At 70.2% G+C, this 16,612-nt stretch carries 13 protein-coding genes; 7 read left to right on the top strand and 6 right to left on the bottom strand.

All coding sequences use genetic code 11. The features are described from left to right. Positions 1-16 precede the first annotated feature (16 nt). The 3 genes from AXK60_RS06450 to AXK60_RS06440 are packed head-to-tail and all read left to right on the top strand — an operon-like array spanning position 17 to position 7,265. Positions 17-3,418 carry an arabinosyltransferase domain-containing protein gene (locus AXK60_RS06450; protein WP_068570249.1) on the top strand — a complete coding sequence of 1,134 codons (3,402 nt, stop codon included), beginning with the start codon at positions 17-19 and terminating at the stop codon, positions 3,416-3,418. Positions 3,419-3,427: 9 nt separating this feature from the next. Continuing rightward, positions 3,428-6,652: an arabinosyltransferase domain-containing protein gene (locus tag AXK60_RS06445; protein ID WP_068570248.1), complete on the top strand. Its 3,225-nt coding sequence runs from the start codon at positions 3,428-3,430 to the stop codon at positions 6,650-6,652. Between the two features lie 28 nt (positions 6,653-6,680). Continuing rightward, positions 6,681-7,265, top strand: coding sequence for a GNAT family N-acetyltransferase (locus tag AXK60_RS06440; RefSeq protein WP_244881045.1), 585 nt, complete (start codon positions 6,681-6,683; stop codon positions 7,263-7,265). Between the two features lie 18 nt (positions 7,266-7,283). On the opposite strand, the gene AXK60_RS06435 is transcribed toward AXK60_RS06440, so the two are convergent. From AXK60_RS06435 to AXK60_RS06420, 4 genes are all read right to left on the bottom strand, one after another. After that, positions 7,284-8,774, bottom strand: coding sequence for a carboxylesterase/lipase family protein (locus AXK60_RS06435; RefSeq protein ID WP_068570247.1), 1,491 nt, complete (start codon positions 8,772-8,774; stop codon positions 7,284-7,286). Positions 8,775-8,783: 9 nt separating this feature from the next. Next, positions 8,784-10,571, bottom strand: coding sequence for a BCCT family transporter (locus AXK60_RS06430; RefSeq protein WP_082777859.1), 1,788 nt, complete (start codon positions 10,569-10,571; stop codon positions 8,784-8,786). 107 nt (positions 10,572-10,678) lie between these two features. Further along, on the bottom strand, positions 10,679-11,359 hold the full coding sequence (locus AXK60_RS06425) for a TIGR00266 family protein (protein WP_068570246.1): 681 nt from the start codon (positions 11,357-11,359) through the stop codon (positions 10,679-10,681). 23 nt (positions 11,360-11,382) lie between these two features. Next, positions 11,383-12,327, bottom strand: coding sequence for an acyl-ACP desaturase (locus tag AXK60_RS06420; RefSeq protein WP_068570311.1), 945 nt, complete (start codon positions 12,325-12,327; stop codon positions 11,383-11,385). A 195-nt stretch (positions 12,328-12,522) separates the two neighbouring features. Between AXK60_RS06420 and AXK60_RS06415 the strand changes: the two genes are divergently transcribed. After that, complete coding sequence (locus tag AXK60_RS06415) at positions 12,523-13,173, top strand: response regulator transcription factor (protein ID WP_068570245.1); 651 nt, start codon at positions 12,523-12,525, stop codon at positions 13,171-13,173. A gap of 5 nt (positions 13,174-13,178) precedes the next feature. Here the strand turns inward: AXK60_RS06415 and AXK60_RS06410 are convergent, their stop codons facing one another. Beyond that, positions 13,179-13,427, bottom strand: a complete 249-nt coding sequence (locus AXK60_RS06410) for a hypothetical protein (RefSeq protein ID WP_068570244.1) — start codon at positions 13,425-13,427, stop codon at positions 13,179-13,181. An 83-nt stretch (positions 13,428-13,510) separates the two neighbouring features. Here AXK60_RS06410 and AXK60_RS06405 point away from each other — a divergent pair, with 83 nt between their 5' ends. From AXK60_RS06405 to AXK60_RS06395, 3 genes are all read left to right on the top strand, one after another. Next, the gene (locus AXK60_RS06405; RefSeq protein ID WP_068570243.1) at positions 13,511-14,677 is read left to right on the top strand and encodes a GAF domain-containing sensor histidine kinase; all 1,167 of its coding nucleotides are present in this window, start codon (positions 13,511-13,513) and stop codon (positions 14,675-14,677) included. A gap of 58 nt (positions 14,678-14,735) precedes the next feature. Beyond that, complete coding sequence (locus AXK60_RS06400; protein WP_139057784.1) at positions 14,736-14,969, top strand: hypothetical protein; 234 nt, start codon at positions 14,736-14,738, stop codon at positions 14,967-14,969. Positions 14,970-15,276: 307 nt separating this feature from the next. After that, positions 15,277-16,107 carry a hypothetical protein gene (locus AXK60_RS06395; RefSeq protein ID WP_068570241.1) on the top strand — a complete coding sequence of 277 codons (831 nt, stop codon included), beginning with the start codon at positions 15,277-15,279 and terminating at the stop codon, positions 16,105-16,107. 11 nt (positions 16,108-16,118) lie between these two features. On the opposite strand, the gene AXK60_RS06390 is transcribed toward AXK60_RS06395, so the two are convergent. After that, positions 16,119-16,612: IS3 family transposase (locus AXK60_RS06390; protein WP_139057783.1), on the bottom strand; the 494-nt coding region annotated here is incomplete at its 5' end.

The following is a 16,612-nucleotide window of genomic DNA, read 5'->3' as shown; positions in this document are numbered from 1 at the left end:
AATACCATGAGCACCCGTGCCCGTGCCTACGTCCCGCTCCGAGTCGGAGCCCGCGCAGCGGCCCACCGCCGGCGATGCTCCTCGCGGCGTCGCCGTCGCCCGGATCGCGGCGGTCGTCGCCGGCGCGGTCGGCCTGCTGCTGTGCCTGCTGACCCCGCTCCTGCCCGTCCAGCAGACCACCGCCTCGTTGGATTGGCCGCAGCTGCAGCCCGGCGCGCAGAGCGCGAACACGACCGCCTCCCTCGTCTCGCAGTCCCCCGCGGACCTCACGGCGACGGTGGCGTGCTCGGTGATCGCGCGCGCCGCGCAGTCCGGCGGCACTGTGCTCTCGACGCTGCCCGTCGGCACCGGCCCGGCCCGCGATCTGGGGCTGACGGTCACCGTCGGGGCTCCCGGTCCCGGACAGTCGGTGACGGTGGCCTCCCGCAACGCCGTGATCACCGCCGCTCCGATCGACCGGGCGCGCGCCTGCTCGCAGCTCCGGATCTGGTCGAACCCCACCGAGGTGGGGGCGCGGTTCGAGGGCACCGACATCTCCGGCACCGTTCCGACGGAGAACCGTCCCGTGATGGGCGGTGTGTTCACCTCACTGAGCCCCGCGGACGTCGCCGCGGCCGGACCCGGTCTGCGCCTGCACGCCGAGGTCGACACCCGGTTCGAACTACATCCCGCGCCCCTCAAGGCCGTTGCGATGACGATCGGCCTGCTGTGCGTGATCGCCTCCCTGGTCGCGCTGTGGCTCCTGGACCGGAGCTTCGGCTACCACCGCCGGACCCCGCGCCGCCCGCTGTGGCAGCTCATCCGGCCCCGCCCGGTCGACGTGGCCGTGATCGGCGGCCTCGTCCTGTGGACCTTCCTGGGCGCCGGGAGCTCCGACGACGGCTACATCCTGTCCATGGGCAAGGTGGCCCCCGAGGCCGGTTACACCGCGAACTACTACCGCTTCTTCGGCGCCCCGGAGGCGCCCTTCGACTGGTACTACTCGTTCCTCTCGCACTGGGGATCCGTCTCGTCGAACGCGCTGTGGATGCGGCTGCCGATGCTGGCCGCGGGCGTCGTCGTCTGGCTGCTGCTCAGCCGCGTGCTACTGCCCCGGCTCGGCCCGGCGATCCGTCGCTACCCGCTCGCCGTCTGGGCGGCCGCCGCGATGCTGCTGGCGTTCTGGTTCCCGCTCGCCTCGGGCCTGCGCTCGGAGCCGATCATCGTGCTCGGCACGATCGTCACCTGGGCCGCCGTGGAGCGGGCCGTCGCAACACACCGCGCGCTGCCGGCCGCGGTCGCGGCCCTGGCCACGGGCCTCACGCTGGGCCTCGCGCCGCAGGGCGTCATCGCCGCCGCGTTGCTGCTGGCCTCGTCGGCCGCGGTGCTGCGGGTCCTGATCGCCCGGCGCCGCGAGGCCGGCCTCGCGGCGCTCGTCCTGCCGATCGTTGCGGCGGGCGCGGTGATCGTGCCGATCGCCTTCCGCGACCAGTCGCTCGCATCGGTGGCCGAGGCCATTCGCATCCGCCTCGAGGTGGGCCCGGCGGCGCCGTGGACGCAGGAGTACCTGCGCTTCTTCTTCCTCACGGTGAACACCAACGACGGCTCGCTGGTCCGCCGCGTGCCGGTCTACCTCTTCGTCATGTGCCTGTTCGTCGCACTGTTCATGATGCTGCGCGGCAGGCGCATCCCGCGCATCGCGCCGGGCCCCGTGTGGCGCCTCGTCGGCGCGGTGTTCATCGGCGCAGCGCTGCTTTCTCTCACGCCCACCAAGTGGACGGTGCACTTCGGGGTGTACGCCGGGCTCGCCGCCGCCCTCGCCGCGGTGACGACGGTGGCCGTGGTCGAGGCCGCGCGCACCTCCGTCCGAAACTTCACCTTCTTCCTCTGCGGCATGATCTTCGCGCTGGCCGCGGCCTTCGCCGGGTACAACCTGTGGGCGTGGCCGTACCTGTGGGGCGTGCCCTGGTTCGACCGCCAGCCGGTGCTGGCCGGCATCAGCTTCAGCGGGGCACTCCTGGTGCTCGCGGGCCTGACCGGGGCCCTGGCCGCGTGGCAGCACTTCCGGATGGACTTCCGCCGGCGCGGCGAGGGCGGCCTGGTCGAGGACGGCACCGTCGACGATGCCGCGCTCGAGGACGCCGATCTCGCCACCCACACCCGCGCCGATCACGACCAGGCGGTACGTAGTCGCCGGCGCCTGCAGCTGGCCTCGCTGCCGCTGGTCGTCGTGCTCGGCATGCTCGTGCTCGGCGAGGGCGCGATCTTCGCCAAGGCGGCGGTCTCCAACCCGTCGACGTACACCGTCGCGAAGGGCAATCTCGACGCGCTGCGCGGCGACAGCTGCGGTATGGCTAACAAGGTCCTCGTGGAGACCGACCCCAACGCCGACATGCTGACCTCCGCCGACGGCCGCCCGGCCGCTCAGGCGCTCGTCGGGGCGGGATCGCACGGATTCACTCCCGACGGTGTCGCGAACGAGCTCAAGCCGCTCCCGATCAGCTCCGCACCGGGCCAGATCAACATGGCGTCGCCGATCACGCAGCCCTTCACCTCCACTGCGGCGACCGCCGGGACCGGCGGCGGCCAGGGCCCGAAGACCATCAACGGGAGCACGGCCGCCCTGCCCTACGGCCTGGACCCCGCGCGCACCCCGGTGGTCGGCTCGTACGGCCAGAACACCGTGCCCGCCGAGCTGTTCAGCGACTGGTACACGCTCCCGTCGCGCTCCGCCGACCGGCCACTGGTCACGTTCGCGGCGTCGGGCTCGATCGCCTCGGTCGGCCCGACGGGCAAGAAGGAGTACGGCCAGCCGGTGAATCTGGAGTGGGCGGAGCGCCGTCCGGACGGCTCGCTCGGTGCGCGCGGATCGCTGGATCCGATCGATCCCGGGCCGAACAAGCCCTGGCGCAACCTGCGATTCCCGATGGAGGCCATCCCGGCTGCCGCGAACGTCGTCCGCATCCACGTGCGCGACCCGAACCTCGGCGCGCAGGACTGGGTCGCCGTGACGCCGCCGCGGGTGCCGCGGCTGCGCACGCTCCAGGAGGTCGTCGGCAGTACGGACCCGGTTCTGCTGGACCTGCTTGTGGGCCAACAGTTCCCGTGCCAGCGCCCGATGGCGATCCGCAACGGCGTGTACGAGCTCCCGAAGTGGCGCATCCTGCCGACGCGCAAGGACGCGCTGTCGACGTCGTCGACGTGGCAGGCGCGCGAGGCCGGAGGCCTGCTGACGGTGCCCGACACACTCCTGAGCACGACGACCCTGCCCACCTACATGTCGGGCGACCTCGCCCGCGACTGGGGTGACCTGCAGAAGTACACGCCCATCGTCGACGACGCCCCCGCAGCCGCCCTGACGGTCGGCAGTCGGACGCGATCCGGTTGGTGGCGTCAGGGCCCGATCCGGGCGCTGACGAACCAGACCGTGAAGAACTAGGAACGTCTCATGACAAGCGAGAACTCGACCGTCCCGCCGGAGCGCCGCTACGGGACCTGGCGCATCGTCGCCGCGGTCGCGGGCGTACTGGGATTCGTCCTGGCGATCCTGATCCCCTTCCTGCCGGTGAAGGAGACCACCACCTCGGTGCACTGGCCGCAGAACGGCCGTGTGAGCGACATCGACGCGCCGCTGGTCTCGTACACACCGGTCCGGCTCGATGTGTCACTGCCGTGTTCTCTGGTGAACGAACTGCCCGCGCAGGGCGGTACGCTCCTGCGCACACTGCCGGAAGACGGTCCGCGGTCCGGCCGGCAGGGCCTGGTGATCCGCGCGGACGCGAAGGACGTCATCGTCGCCGACCGCGACGTGGCGCTGGCGACCGCGAGCCGGGCGGATGTCGCCCGCGCCGGCGCGGGCTGCACCATCGGATTCGTCTCGACGCCCGAATCGACGATCGCGCGGTTCACCGGTATGCCCGCGGGCGCGCAGACCTCGAACCAGTTGTCCAACACCGTCGCCGACCCGAATCTGCGGCCACAGATCACCGGTTTCTACTCGGACCTGCCCGCGACCACCCCGGTCGCCGGTATGGACGTCAAGACCCAGGTCGACACCCGGTACAACAGCTCTCCGTCGCCGATCAAGCTGGCCGCGATCATCATCGGGATCGCGTCGACGATCCTCGCCATGGTGGCGCTGGGCTTCCTCGACCTGCGCGACGGTCGCGGCCACGTCCGGATCATGCCGCCGGGTTGGCTGCGCCCCCGGCCGGTGGATTTCACCGTGATCGCGGCGCTCGGCATCTGGTGGCTGATCGGGCCGAACACCTCCGATGACGGTTACCAGCTGACGATGGCCACGCAGGCCGGTCACAGCGGGTACATGATCAACTACTTCCGCAGCTTCGGCGTGCCGGAGAATCCGTTCGGCTGGAACGACTACCTGTTCACGCTGATCTCGCACGTCACCACCGCGGCGCCCGCCATGCGGATCCCCGGCCTGGTCTTCGGCCTGTTGACCTGGCTTGTGATCTCCCGCGAGATGATCCCCCGGCTCGGCCGCGCGGTGCGCAACAACCCTGCCGCCATGTGGGCGGGCGCCGGCGGCTTCCTGCTGATCTGGCTGCCGCTCAACAACGGCCTGCGCCCCGAGCCCGCCGTGGTCTTCTTCTCGCTGCTGACCTGGGTGTCGGTGGAGCGCACCATCGCCACCGGCCGGCTGCTCCCGGTGGCCATCGCCGTGCCCTGCGCCGCGCTGAGCCTGGGCGCCGCCCCGGGCGGCCTGATCGCCGTCGCGGCCCTGCTCGCGGCGTCGCGGCAGATCGTCACGCGGATCGTCAAGCGCCGCAAGCGGGACGGCCTGCTGCCGCTCGTCGCGCCCATCCTCGCGTCCGGCACGGCATATCTGTTCTACGCCTTCTTCAGCCCGACCTTCGCCTCGCTGCGCGAGGCCATCACGGTCAAGGGCGTCACCGGTCCCACGCTGCAGTGGTACGAGGAAGGCGTCCGCTACTACTACCTGATGCTCGAGACCGAGGACGGCTCGCTGGTGCGCCGCATCGGCGTGCTGACGGCCTTCCTCTGCCTGCTCACGGTGCTCGTGTTCATGCTGCGCCGCAAGCGTCCCGCAGGCATCGCGTCGGGCCCGGTCTGGCGGCTCATGGCGGTCTTCTTCGCGACGATCGTGCTGCTCGCCTTCACTCCCACGAAGTGGACGCACCACCTGGGCCTGTTCGCCGGCTACGCGGCCGGTATCGCGGCCGTCGCGGCCACGCTGACGATGACGCCGATGATGCGCTCCAAGCGCAACCGCGTCTTCTTCGCCGCCGCGGCGCTGTTCATCGTCGGGATCTCGTTCGCGGCCCGCATCGGCTACTACTGGGTGGGCACCTACGGCATCCCGTGGAACACCATGCCGCCGCAGCTGTTCGGGCTGCAGCTCTCCTGGGTGTTCTTCGCCGCGGCCGTCCTGACCGCGCTGTACGGGCTGTGGTTGCACTACCGCCGCGACTACGCACCGGAGCCGACGAAGCCCGGCGGCCGCGCCATCCCCACGCTGGCGATCCTCACCATGCTCATGGTGCTGCTCGACATCACCACCATGGCGAAGGGCGCCTACACCCAGCGCGGCAGCTTCTCCTGGACGGCGTCCAACGCCCGTGCGCTGCAGGGCGACACGTGCTCGATGGCGGACTACGTCCTCGTCGAGGGCGACCCGAACGCCGGGCAGCTCAAGCCGGCCCCGCGGCCCGACGGTTCCGTGCCCACCGCCGCCCAGGCCCTCGCCGGGAAGTCCACGGGCTTCACCCCCACCGGCGTTCCCAGCTGGGTCTCGCCGGTGCTGTCCGATCCCGGCCACAACACCGACTCGACCAACCAGGACGTGCCGGAGACGGTGGGCGGCAAGCGCGATCCGGATTACAAGACCGACGGCGTGCCCCTCCCGTTCGGCCTGAACCCGGCGACCACGCCGGTCCTCGGCTCCGGCGGCGCGACGGGTCTGGCGAACCTCACCACCGATTGGTACACGCTCGGCGCCGTCACCGACCGCACGCCGCTGGTCACCCTGTCGGTCGCGGGTTCCATCGCTGCGACCGGGTTGAACGGCGTCAAGCGGGACGGCCGCACGCTGTACCTGGAGGCCGGGCACCGCTCCGCGAACGGTGCGGTGCAGCCGCTGGGCCGCATGACGCCCATCGACGCGTGGACCAACAACAACTGGCGGAACCTGCGGTTCCCCACCGCCGATCTGCCCAAGGGCACCGACACGGTGCGTGTCGTGATCGACGACCGGGTGCCCTCGCCGGACCCCGTCGTGCTGACGCCCCCGCGCCTGACCACGATGAAGACGGCGCAGGAGCTGCTGGGCCGGAACACCGTGGTCTCGCTGGACTTCATGGTGGCCTTCGCCTTCCCGTGCCAGCACCAGGTGCGCGCGCTCAACGGCGTCTTCGAGCGCCCCGAGTACCGGATCTCGCCGGACTACCTCGCCACGATCAACACCTCGAACACGTGGCAGGGCTGGAAGACCGGCGGTCCGCTCGGCGTGACCGATGCCGTGTACCACGAGCAGGTCGTTCCGACCTATCTGCGGGGCAAGTGGGCCATGGACTGGGGCACGTTGACGCAGTTCACGCCGTGGACGCCCGCGGAACCCGCGCAGCTGGAGATCGGCTCGACGACGCGCAGCGGCTGGTACACGCCCGGACCGATGCGCTCGGCCCCGTACTGATCCGCCCGGCGGGCGTACCGTCGGAGGTATGGAACCGCTCACCGGACACCGCATCGAGGACGTCACCCGGCGCACGCTGCGGGCGTCGTTCGGGGTGCTCGCCCGCGCTTTCACCGACGATCCGGTGCTGCGGTGGGTCCAGCCGCGCCGTGGTCGCGACGCGGCGGTCTTCGCCGGGATCCACATCGCCTCCCACGGGGCGCCCGGCACCGGCCATCTCCTGTTCGACGGTGCCGTCCCCGTCGGCGCGGCGTACTGGGATCCGCCCGGTTACGAGCCGCCCGTGGCGCGCCAGGTCGCGTCGCTGCCCGTCCTGATCGCAGGGATCACCACCGGGCTGCGCCGCGGGGCACGGTTGGTGCAGGCGCTCGAGGAGCGCAGACCGACGGAGCCGCACTGGTACCTGGCCACGCTGGGCGCGGTGATCCCGGGCCGCGGTATCGGCTCTGCACTGCTACGGCACGGCCTCGACAAGGTCTCGGGCCCGGCCTATCTCGAGTCGAGCAACCCGCGCAACGTACCGCTGTACCGGCGCTTCGGGTTCGAGCCCGTCGCGCCGATCCGGTTGCCCGGCGGCCCGGAGCTCATCCCGATGTTCCGGCCCGCGCGGTAGCGCTCGGACCGGGGCGGGTCAGCGCACGCCCTCCCACACCGCCATGATCGCCGCATCCGGGTCGGTCTCGAGCGGCTCGTCGCCGCCGAACACCCGCACCTGGCGACCGGCCGCATACGGCGCCCACCCGGGATCCTCGCCGCGCGCGAAGCGCACCCAGGTGCCGTGCATCTCGTCGGCGAGCGCCTGCGGCGGGTTCGGCCCGGTGAGCGCCTGGGCCGTGGTCCGCTGCAGCGTGTCGAACACGAAGGGCAGTTCGACGGCGTGCGTCGCCCCCAGCGTCCCCCCGAGGGCGGTGGAGCGGTAGTCGAAGCGGTAGACGAAGGTGTCCGACGGTGCGCCGTCCCGCGCCTCTGCGAGGCGGTTGGCCGGCACGGTGAAGGTCCGGTCCTCGAGCAGGAGCGTGAACAGCTCGCCGGACGTCCGCGCCCCGCGAGCCCGGTAGGCCTCGACGGCCGCCTGGGGATCGGGGAAGCCGTAGAGCGCGGCAGCGCCGAGCGCCGCGGGTTCGGGAATGTGATCGATCACGCCACCGGGGACGATGAACAGGCGCCCCTCCTCGAGGTTCCGTCCGATCAGCATCCGGACATCGGAACCGGTGCCGTCGCGGAGGGATTCGATCGGCAGCACCGGCAGCACATCGTCTCCGACGGTGGGCTCCCAGGCCATGGTGTCGGCGACGACCTCGCCCCAGCGGCCGGGATCGGGCTGGGCGGCGATCTCCGCGGAGAGCGCCTTGGAGGCGGCCACCACCTCGAGGATCGGTACGGCGCCGAGCGCCTCCCGGGTGGGATCGACGCCGAGCTTCGCGGCGAGCGCGCGGGCGACCGTCTGCGCGGTGCTGCGGCGCAGACCGTGGTGCCCGGCACCGCTCTCCAGGATCGTCTGGGTGAACAGTCCCTGCGCCAGAGGCGAACTCAGCAACGATGCCACGCTCATCGCACCCGCGGACTCACCCATGATCGTCACCCGCGCCGGATCGCCGCCGAACGCCGCGATGTTGTCCTGCACCCAGTGCAGCGCCTGGATCTGGTCCCGCAGGCCGACATTGGTGTGATCGTCACCGAGGTCGAGGAAGCCGAGGGCGCCGAGGCGGTAGTTGATCGAGACGAACACCAGGCCGTCCCGGGCGAAGGCGGCACCGTCGTAGGTGGGGATCCGCGCGGTGCCCGCACGGAAGGCGCCGCCGTGGATCCACACCAGGACCGGCGCGCTCCCCGCCGTGTCCGGGGTCCAGACGTTGAGGTTCAGGCACTCCGCCCCCGGAAAGTCCGGCTCGTCCGCGAGGACCTCGTTGATCGGGGGGTCGTACGCGGCCTTGGGCACCGTCGGTCCGAAAACCGTGGCGTCGCGCTCCCCGTCCCACGGTTCCGGGGGCGTGGCGGGCAGGAACCAGCCGGCACCGTCGAGCGGGGCGGCGTAGGGCAGGCCCAGGAACCGGGCCACACCCCGCTCGACGGTGCCGCGCACGCGGCCGGAACGGGTCTCTGCGGTGACGAAGTCGGTCATGCCTCCTGTCTACCGGGCGAGCTCCTCCTTCGGATCGGTTTCGATCGCCTTCGGATCGATGTCGATCGGACCGGAATGATCTGCGTCGTAGGCCTCGACGGTGACCAGTTCCCCGGTGTGCGGGGGGTGGTACAGGTCCTCGGGGACCTCGCCGTCGGAGTAGACGGGCAGGTCGTCCGAGGGAAGTACGTCGGTGCTGTCGTCGGTGACGGCGAGGGTGTTGGCGTGCCAGCGCATGCGCTCGCCGAGCTCCTCGCGGTGCGTGCGCTCCGCGACGATCAGCGGGTCGTGCCAGAGGTCCATCATCAGCGCCACGCACATGCCGATCATCACCACCAGGAAGGGCGCCGCCGCGATGATCGCCATCTGTTTGATGCCGGTGAGGGCGTCGTCGCCGCTGACCCAGAGCAACAGGGCGGCAACGGTTCCGGTGAGCACACCCCAGAAGATGGTGATCAGCCGATTCGGCTCCTCCGCGCCGCGCTGGGACAGGGTGCCCATGACGATGGACGCGGAGTCCGCGCCGGAGACGAAGAAGATCCCGACCAGCAGGACCACGAGGAAGGCCGTGATCGTCGGCCACGGGAGGTGACCGAGCGAGTCGAAGAGCAGTACCTCCTCGTTCTCCGCCTTGCTGACCCCGAGACCCGCCTGTTCCTGGTGGATCGCGGTGCCGCCGAAGATGGCGAACCACACCAACGAGACCAGGGTCGGCACGCACATCACGCCGATGACGAACTCGCGGATGGTGCGCCCCTTGGAGATCTTGGCGAGGAACAAGCCGACGAAGGGGGTCCAGCTGACCCACCACGCCCAGTAGAAGATGCTCCAGGTGGCGAGCCACTTGCCCGCGTCGGGCTCGTTGGCCGCGGAGCGCGCGGACATGTCCATGAAGTCGGCGAAGTACGCGCCGATCGAGGTGGGCAGCAGGTTCAGGATGAACACGGTGGGGCCCACGACGAAGACGAACACCGCGAGGATCAGGGCGAGCACCATGTTGGTGTTCGACAGCCACTGAATACCCTTGGCGATGCCCGAGACCGCGGAGGCCACGAACGCGAGCGTGAGGACGGCGATGATGCCGACCAGCAGCAGTTTGCTGGAACCGTTCTCCGCCCAGCCGAGCCGTTCGAATCCGGCGCCCACCTGCGCGGCGCCCAGGCCGAGGGACGCGGTGGTGCCGAACAGCGTGGCGAAGATGGCGAGGATGTCGATCACCCGGCCGCCCACGCCGTGCCCGCCGGTGCGGTTGAAGATCGGCGCGAACACCGAGCTGATCAGCTGGCTGCGCCCGCACCGGTAGGTGCTGTAGGCGATGGCCAGGCCGACCACGGCGTAGATGGCCCACGGGTGGAAACCCCAGTGGAACATCGTGGTCGCCATCGCGACGGCCACGTCGTGGCTGTTCATGCCGGGCGGTGCACCGACGAAGTGGGCGATCGGTTCCGCAGCGCCGAAGAACATCAGGCCGATGCCCATGCCGGCGCTGAACATCATCGCGATCCACGAAACGGTCTTGTACTCGGGCTTCTCGCCGTCCCGGCCCAGCGGAATGCGGCCGAATCGGGAGATGGCGAGGAAGGCGGCGAAGAGGACGAAGAAGCTGGCGGCGATGAGGAACAGCCAGCCCAGGTCCGTGATGATCCAATTGAGGACATCGGAGGTCGTCTTCTTCAACCCATCCGAATCCAGGAAACCCCAGAGGACGAACGCCAGAACAGCAGCGGCCGTCACGCCGAACACGACCCAGTCGGTCGTCCGGCGATGGTCTCCTGTCTTATTAGTTGCAGTAGCCATGATCCCACTAGATCACAGTGGTCATGGCACTGGTCAAATCTCCGGCGAACCTCCCCGGCGCGCAAAGCGGCGAACTAGACTGCGCGACCTGCGGGTTCGCACTCGCATCACGCCGACGGCACGACCGACCGCACCCAGCCCTCCAGACCGCGCGGGTTGCGCGTCTGCAGTAGCACCCGGCCGGGCCCGGTGAACTCGAAGACCATGCCCTCGCCGGACTTCATGGACTGGATCCACTTGCCCTGCACGGCGCGCCGCATGGTGAACTGCATGTTCAGGTCGTAGGCCACCACGTGACCGGTGTCGATCACCACCTGCTCGCCGGGCTGCAGGTCGATCACGTCGATCGCGCCGTAGCAGGCGACGAGCACCTCGCCCTGGCCGGCGGCCTGCAGGCCGAACGCGCCCTCGCCGCCGAAAAAGGTCTTGGCGCCGCCGAACTGGGTGGTGGTCTGCACGCCGTAGGAGCTGGCGAGCCAGCCGCCGCGCGTCACGTAGTAGGGCCGATCGGGCTGGATCTGCAGCACGGCGATGTCGCCGGGGAGCGTGCCCGCGATGTCCACCCATCCGCCCGACGGCGGCGCGGTGAAGGTGGAGACGAAGAAGGACTCGCCGGACAGGAGGCTGCGCTTGAGGCCCTGCATGATGCCGCCCTGCGCCTGCGATTGGAGGTTCATGCCCGCCGAGTGCGCGACCATCGCGCCGGACTCCACGGTCATGGGCTCGTTGGGCGCCAGCTGGCACCGGGCCATCGAGAACGAGGGATTGTGACGGAGCTGTACCTGCATGCCTCCAACCTAGCCGAATCCGGTCAGCAGGCCGCCCGCTCGAGGCGCCGCGCGTCCCGCTCGAGGGCGCGATCGCGCGCCGCCTCGAACCTCCGGGCCCCGACCTCCAGCTCGTCCACGAATGCGCCGATGAGATCCCGCATCCGCGCGGCCTCGCCGGTGAGGTCCGTCCGCTCCAGCAGGCGCCAGTGGCGCAGCACCGGCACCACCACCGCGTCGCGATGCTGCCGCAAGTCGTAGATGCCGTTCTTGGCCATGAGAACCGCGTCGCGCCGGAAGTGCGGCAGCGCGGCGCCGGGCATCTGGAAGTTGGTGAGCACGGCGTGGATAGCGGTCAGCGCCTGTTCCGGCGACACCTCGATCGCTGCGCCGAGAACGTTCCGGTAGAAGAGCATGTGCAGGTTCTCGTCGGCCGCGACGCGGGCCAGCATCCGGTCGGCGACGGGGTCGGCGCACGCGGCGGCGGTGTTGCGGTGGCTGATCCGGGTCGCGAGCTCCTGGAAGGTCACGTAGCTCACCGACAGCAGCATCGAGTTCATCCCCGGCGCGAATCCGTGCTGCATCTGCGTCATCCGGAGGTCCTCGAGCTCGACGGGGTCCACGCCGCGCGTCACGGTCAGGTAGTCGCGCAACACGATCGAGTGCCGCGCCTCCTCCGCCGTCCAGCGGTGCACCCAGAAGCCCCAGGCCCCGTCGAGCGTGAAATTCGCGGCGATCTCGCGGTGGTAGCTGGGCAGGTTGTCCTCGGTGAGCAGGTTCATCACCAATGCCGCGCGCGCTACGGGTGACAGCGCGGAGTCGTCCTCGCGGAAGTCCTCGCCACCGAGCGCCGCGAAGTCCCGGCCGCGGCTCCACGGCACGTAGTCGTGCGGGTGCCAGTCCACCGCCTGCCGCAGGTGCCGGTCGACCTCCCGTTCGGCGGTGTCCGACAGCTCGTACAGCAGTTCCAGATCGGTCAGGTCGTTCATGGCCTCCACCCTGCTCGGGAGGAGGCCGACGGAGCAGTGGCGATCGTCCCCGAGAACGTCCCGCCGCCCGCCCCGACGGTGCGTCTGCGCAGGTGAGGACGTGCGTACTGGACGGACCGGGACAGATGTCCCGAGATCCGTCCCCGGCCGTCCCGCAGCGGGGGCCGGGCCGCCACACGGGCCTACGCTGGGTGCATGCCCTCGGTATTCCTCGTCGACGACCACGAGATCGTCCGGCGCGGACTGGCCGATCTCCTCGCCACGGACGGCACCCACACCGTGGTCGGCGAGGCGTCGACGGTCCGCGAGGCCCTCGCGCGCATCCCCGCCGTACGGCCCGATGTCGCGGTGGTCGACGTGCGCCTGCCCGACGGGTCCGGCATCGACCTCATCCGGACGGTGCGCGGCCACCTTCCCGGCCTGCCCTGCCTCGTGCTCACCTCCTACTCGGACGACGACGCCCTGCTGGACGCGATCACCGCGGGCGCACAGGGCTACGTGCTCAAGCAGATCCGCGGAACGGAGTTGGTGTCCGCCATCAGCACGGTGGCGAGCGGCGGCTCGCTGCTGGACTCCGCGAGCACAGCGCGTGTGTTGCAGCGGATCCGCCGGGCGGACGAGCCCACGTCCACGATTCCCGCCGGGCTGACGGGGCAGGAGGAGGCGGTACTGGCGCTCCTCGCCGAGGGCTTGACGAACAGGCAGATCGGCGAGCGGATGTTCCTGGCGGAGAAGACCATCAGGAACCACGTGACCGGGATCCTGGCGAAGCTCGGGGTCGAGAACCGCGTGCAGGCGGCGCTGCGGGCCGCACAGTGGCGCGACTCCGGCGGGTCGCGCAGGTGAGCGCCTCAGGCCAGGGCCGCGCGCGCCCGCTGCCAGGCGTCGACGGCGGGCGTGCCGTCCTGCATCGCGCGTTCCGCGAGCAATCGGCCCAGGAGCCGGCACACGAGGTACTCCCAGTCGAGCTCGTCGACAGTCGCAGTCGTACGCACCTCGTTCCAGCGGGTCAGCCGGCCGGTGTATGCGGCCTCAGCGAGGTCGATGACGAGCGCGCGCACGTCCGAGCAGTCCAGCGGGTCGATCTCGATGGCGTTCACGGTGCCCAGCTTCGCGATGATCGTGGCTGCGCGCCAGGGACTTCCGTCCTGACGGCACTCCCCCTTGCTCGGGGCGTGGAGCTGTGACCGACGAGCAGCCGACCGGCACGCAGCGGCCGGACACCGACCTGCAGGACATCCTCAGTGCGGTCATGGTCGTCGCGCAGGGCCTGGATCTTCCCGCGACGGTGCGCCGCATCGTCACCTCGGCGATGGCGCTCGTGGACGCGCGCTACGGCGCTGTGGGCGTGAGCAGCGACGACGGCTCGCTCGAGGAGTTCATCTACGTGGGCATCGATGCGGAGACCGCGGCGCGGATCGGCGACCCACCGTGCGGCCGAGGACTGCTCGGGCATCTGCTCGAGGTGCAGCAGCCGGTGCGGATCGCGGAACTGTCCGAGCATCCCTCTTCGGTGGGCTTCCCGCCGAATCATCCTCCGATGCACAGCTTCCTGGGCGCGCCGATCATCGTGGGCGGGGAGCTGTTCGGCTGCATCTACCTGTCGGAGAAGGCGGACGGACTGGCGTTCACGGCCAGCGACGCGAAGGCCATCGAGATCTTCGCCGCGGCGACCGCGGTGGCGATCGACAACGCGCAGATGCACTCGGCGGCCATGCGGCAGCAGGAGCGCCTCGGCGAGCTGCAGGTCATCGAGGAGCGCGAACGCATCGGGCGGGACCTGCACGATCACGTGATCCAGCGCATCTTCGCCGCCGGCCTTGGGCTGCAGGTAGCCCGTTCCACCGCGGAGGACGAGCCCGTCCGCGAGCGACTCGATTCCGTGATCGGTGAGCTGGACCGCACGATCGCCGACATCCGCTCGACGATCTTCGAGTTGTCCACCGGTCAGAGCGGATTGCGCACCCGGCTGGTCCGGGCGGTGCGGGCCGTCGCCCACGGCGGCGACCTGTCCGCCGATGTCGGCTTCTCCGGACCGGTGGAAAGCGCGGTGTCCGACGACGCCCTGGCCCGCGACCTCGAGGCCGTGGTGACGGAGAGCGTCTCGAACGCGATGCGCCACTCCGGCGGCACACGGGTATCGGTCACAGTCATCGCCGGCGGCGACGCGGTCACTGTCGAGGTGGCCGACGACGGCTCCGGGATTCCCGACGGTGGCCGGCGCAGCGGCCTGCGGAACCTCGCCACGAGGGCCGAACTGCGCGGCGGCACCGTCGAACTGCTGCCCGCGGACGCGAACGCCGAGCGGCCCGGCACCGTCGTGCGATGGTCGGTGCCGCGCGAGTCCTGAACCGTTCGCTCCGCGCTTCTACCGGTTCGGTTCTGGCCTCGCGTTGACCGCGGACGCGTTGATCGCACTCAGCCCCGACCTTGGCGCTGCGGGCACGCAGAGTACGGCGTTCCGGTTCGGAGCGGCGACCACTGCGCACATCCCGCCCGGCACCGTCACCGAATTCTGGGCCGCCTCGCAAGCTGCGTCCCTGCGAACGCTTCGCGTGCATCAGACGATCGCCGCGGTATTCATCGCGCTCATCGCCATGAGCCTCGGCCTCGGCCTCGCCCTCGGCGCCGTCACCGCATGAGGCCTGCGATGAACGCCCGCCAAGATCGTGACACCCGGCTCGCATCCGGGGTCGCCGAGGTGGCCGCTGGGCTGCACGGAGATGGGCGATTTGCGTTGTTCAGTGGGGCGTTGAACAAGCCCCGAACCGGGGTGCCGTGTTTAGTCACCTCACTAAACACCACTAAACAAACCAGTCCTGGCCTGCGAAAACGCGTGTTCAGTCGGATTCGGTGGTTGACAACGTCGAATCGTGTGGAAGTTTGGCATCCATCACCCGGCACTTCGCCGAATCTCCGATCCGCTTCCTCGTACTTTGGAGTGTTCTGATGCCCACACCCACCCCGCCGTCGCGGCAACCGCAGCCGGCGCCGCTCCCACCCGGCAGTCCGCGGCACGCCCGCACCGCAGCCGGGCCGACCACCCCTGCGCCGACCGATCCCGCGTCCGACGACTCGTCGCAGTCGGTGCTGCAGCAGCGGCTGCAGGGAGCGTTCCTCACCATCATCGGCATCGCCGGCCTCATCGGTGGTGTCCTGTTCTCCATCGAAGCGCCCCGGTTCGCCCCGGTGCCGGTGGTGTTCCTGACCTTCTGGCTCGTGATGGTCATCATCGGCAAGATCCTCTTCACCGGACTAGGCAAACTTCGTGAATCGGGCGTCACCGCTGCGCCCGCGGCGTCGCAGGTGCGCGCCGCGGCGGCGGTCGCTGGGATCGTCGTCGCCGTCGGGATGATGGGGTTTGCCGCCACCACCGGCGTCGGCGCGGGTGTGGCGAACGCGGTCTGCCCGGGGGATGCGACCTGCCCGCCCGGCCCCGGACCGACGCTGACCTTCGACCCGCCCACCCAAACCCCCGGCGGGCAGCAGGGCAACCAAGGCGGGCAGCAGACCGGCGGCAACACCGGCGCCACCTCCCCCTCACCGGCCGGTAGCGGTGGGGACAACGGCCCCGGCATCCAGGCCCAGACCCCGCAGTTCGGCAGCCCCGGCCAGCAGGCACCGAACATCCCCGGCAACGAACAACCCGGCCAAGGCGGACAGCAGCCGGGGCAGGGCCAGCCGACCGGCCAGCAGAACCCGGTGCGCACGACAGCTCCCGCGCGTCCTGACCAGACAGGTCAACAGACCGGCCAACGGGACTGCTGCACCGATAGGTGACAGTTTCGGTGTCATGCCGCAAATGCGGCTGTGTTGATGATCGTCTCGTATTCGATCGGGGTCAACCGGCCGAGGCGGGCTTGCCGGCGTCGGCGGTGGTAGGTCCGTTCGATCCAGGTGACGATCGCGATCCGCAGTTGCTCGCGGGTGGCCCATCGTTGCCGGTCGAGGACGTTGCGCTGCAGTAGCGCGAAGAATGATTCCATCGCTGCGTTGTCGCCGGCTGCGCCGACTCGCCCCATGGACCCGACCAGATCGTGCCGGTTGAGCGTGGACACGAACTTCCGTGACCGAAATTGAGAGCCCCTGTCCGAGTGAACAATACAACCCGTAACATCGCCTTCTCGGCGGGCGACCGCACTGTTGAGCGCATTCACGGCGAGACGGGACTTCATCCTGGAGTCGATGCTGTAGCCGACGATCCGCCCCGAGCACACGTCCTTGATCGCGCAGAGGTAGAGCTTGCCCTCATCGGTCCAGTGCTCAGTGATATCCGTCAACCACA

Source organism: Tsukamurella pseudospumae, from assembly GCF_001575195.1.
GTDB lineage: Bacteria > Actinomycetota > Actinomycetes > Mycobacteriales > Mycobacteriaceae > Tsukamurella > Tsukamurella pseudospumae.
This window is presented reverse-complemented; position numbering and strand designations above follow the sequence as displayed.